This window comes from Longimicrobium sp., from assembly GCF_036554565.1.
Taxonomy (GTDB): domain Bacteria; phylum Gemmatimonadota; class Gemmatimonadetes; order Longimicrobiales; family Longimicrobiaceae; genus Longimicrobium.
Window position 1 is genome coordinate 1 of record NZ_DATBNB010000023.1, and the last position, 2,459, is coordinate 2,459.

The following is a 2,459-nucleotide window of genomic DNA, read 5'->3' on the forward strand; positions in this document are numbered from 1 at the left end:
TGGGCTTGGTGAGCAGCGGCGTTTCGATCTCAAGAAAGCCCTGCTCCGACAGGAACGCCCGCGTGGCCAGCGCCGCCCCGTGGCGGATGACCAGGTTGCGCTGCAGGGCCGGCCGGCGCAGGTCCAGGTAGCGGTAGCGCAGCCGCAGCTCCTCGGCCGGCAGCTCCTCGTCGGCGGCGTAGTCCACCTGGATGGGGAGCGGCTCGGCGCGGGTCAGCACGCGAAGCGCCGTGCCGCGCACCTCCACCTCGCCGGTGGCCAGGGCGTCGTTGTGCTGGCCGTGGATGCGCGGAAAGATGGTGCCTTCCACCTGAACCACGTCCTCCGGCCCCAGCCGCCGCGCCTCGGCCAGCGCGTCGGCCGGCGTCCACGCCGGGTCGAACGACACCTGCACGAGGCCCTCGCGGTCGCGCAGGTCCAGGAAAACGATGCCGCCCAGGTCGCGGCGGCGGTGCACCCAGCCGGCCACGGTGACGGGGTTGCCTGCATCGGCCGCGCGCAGCGAGCCGGCTGCGCGGGTGCGGTACGCGGTGGCGAGTTGGTCGGTCATGCGCCAGGGAACGGTACGCGGGCCACGGCAGCGCCGGCCGGCGCGCCACGGCGCACGCGCCAGCGGGAATACAGGTACACGGCAGCGGCCACCCCGGCCGCGTCGGCCACCCAGTCGAACACGTCGGGCGAGCGGCCGGGAACGAACATCTGGTGGATCTCGTCGCTGGCGCCGTACGCGGCACCCAGGAGCACCGCCAGCGCCATGGGCAGCGACGACCGGTGCACGGCGAAGGCCAGGCACGCGCCCAGCACGGCGTAGGCGCCAAAGTGCAGCACCTTGTCGACGTACGGCACCTCGGGCGCGGGCAGCGTCGGCTGGGCCGACAGGCTGAAGATCACGGCGGCCCAGGCCAGCGCGGGGACCCAGGCCGCCACACGGCCCATCAGCACGCTTCCGCCTCGGCCAGCACCGCCACGAACTCGTCGGGGGTGGCCGCCGCGGCCAGGCGCGCGCGGAAGTCGTCGCGGCGCACCATGCGCGAGATGCGGCTGAGCGCCTTCACGTGCTGTCCCCCGGCGGCCTCGGGGCCCACCAGCAGAAAGAACAGGCGGACCGGCTCGCCGTCGAGCGCGTCGTAGTCCACCGGCTGGGGCGTCACCCCGGCGGCCATCACCAGGGCGGGCACGCCGTCGCACCGGCAGTGGGGGATGGCCACGCCGCTGCCGACCCCCGTGCTCAGCACTTCCTCGCGCTTGCGCACCCCCTGCAGCACGCCGTTCTCGTCGGCCACGGCGCCGGCCTGGTGCAGCACGCCCACCAGCTCGCGCAGCAGGTCGTCCTTCGAAGCGCCCCGCAGCGGCACGCGAACCCGGTCGGGGGTGAGCAGCTCGCTCAGCAGCACAGGGAACCTCTGACACCGATAAACGTTCAGGCCACGCGCGTGGCGTGGCCGGGGGTGCGGACTTTGCAAAACCTAACGCACGCCCCACACCCCAGCAAGCGCGCGGGGAACACGGGCGCCGGTGCGGTGAATCAGCATGGTTCAGGCCCTTTGCAGCCCAGGACTACAGCCCAACGGAATGATCGCCACCGCGCAGCAGACCGCCCCCGCCCCCGACCTGGTGGGCATGCTCCCCGAAGAGGCCGACGCCGCCCTCCGGGAGCACTTCGCCGCGCGCGGCCAGCCGGGCTACCGCGTGGGCCAGGTGCTGCGCTGGGTGTACGAGCGCGGCGCCTTCGGCTTCGGCGACATGACCGACCTGCCGCACGCCGAGCGCGCCGCCCTGGCCGAGGCGTTCGCCTTCACCGCGCCCGAGCCGGCCAAGGTGTCGCGCTCCGTGGATGGCACGGCCAAGCACCTGTGGCGGCTGGCCGACGGCGAGCTCATCGAGTCGGTGCTCATCCCTACGCCCACCCGCCTGACGCTGTGCATCTCGTCGCAGGCGGGGTGCGCCATGGCGTGCACCTTCTGCGCCACCGGGTGGGCGGGCTACCGCCGCCAGCTGAGCGCGGGCGAGATCGTCGCGCAGTTCCGCGGGGCGCGGAAGTGGGCGCAGGAAAACGGCTACGACGACGTCACCAACATCGTCTTCATGGGGATGGGCGAGCCGCTGATGAACCCCAAGGCGGTGTTCCCCACGCTGGCCATCCTGAACCGCGGCTACAAGTTCGGCGCGCGGCGCGTCACCATTTCAACCGTGGGGGTGGTGCCCGGCATTTTGCGCATGGCCCAGATGCCCGAGCAGTTTCGCCTGGCCGTTTCGCTTCACGCGCCCAACCACGAGCTGCGGCAGAAGCTGATCCCGCTGGAAAAGAAGTTTCCGCTCCCCGAGCTGCTGGAGGCGTTGCGGCGCTTCGACCAGGCGGGCGGCAAGCGGATCACCTTCGAGTACGTGATGATCGACGGCGTGACCGACGAGCCCGAGCTGGCCGACGAGCTGGCGGCGGTGGTGAGCGAGTTCACCTC

4 protein-coding genes are annotated in these 2,459 nt (G+C 72.3%); 1 reads left to right on the forward strand and 3 read right to left on the reverse strand.

What is annotated here, in order from left to right; translation table 11 throughout:
* The 3 genes from VIB55_RS00715 to VIB55_RS00725 form a co-directional block, all read right to left on the reverse strand.
* Positions 1–550 (reverse strand): OB-fold nucleic acid binding domain-containing protein (locus VIB55_RS00715; RefSeq protein WP_331874740.1); only part of this gene is annotated, 550 nt, incomplete at its 3' end.
* Positions 547–936: a VanZ family protein gene (locus VIB55_RS00720; protein WP_331874743.1), complete on the reverse strand. Its 390-nt coding sequence runs from the start codon at positions 934–936 to the stop codon at positions 547–549. The genes VIB55_RS00715 and VIB55_RS00720, both read right to left, overlap by 4 nt.
* On the reverse strand, positions 936–1,394 hold the full coding sequence (locus VIB55_RS00725) for a PTS sugar transporter subunit IIA (RefSeq protein WP_331874741.1): 459 nt from the start codon (positions 1,392–1,394) through the stop codon (positions 936–938). The genes VIB55_RS00720 and VIB55_RS00725 overlap by 1 nt, the downstream gene beginning before the upstream one ends.
* 178 nt (positions 1,395–1,572) lie before the next feature.
* On the opposite strand from VIB55_RS00725, the gene rlmN reads away from it, so the two are divergent.
* Positions 1,573–2,459 (forward strand): 23S rRNA (adenine(2503)-C(2))-methyltransferase RlmN (rlmN, locus tag VIB55_RS00730; protein ID WP_331874742.1); only part of this gene is annotated, 887 nt, incomplete at its 3' end.

Excerpts from the sequence above, each read along its gene's own strand:
- VIB55_RS00720 (WP_331874743.1), bottom strand. The coding sequence starts at position 936 with ATGGGCCGTGTGGCGGCCTGGGTCCCCGCGCTGGCCTGGGCCGCCGTG.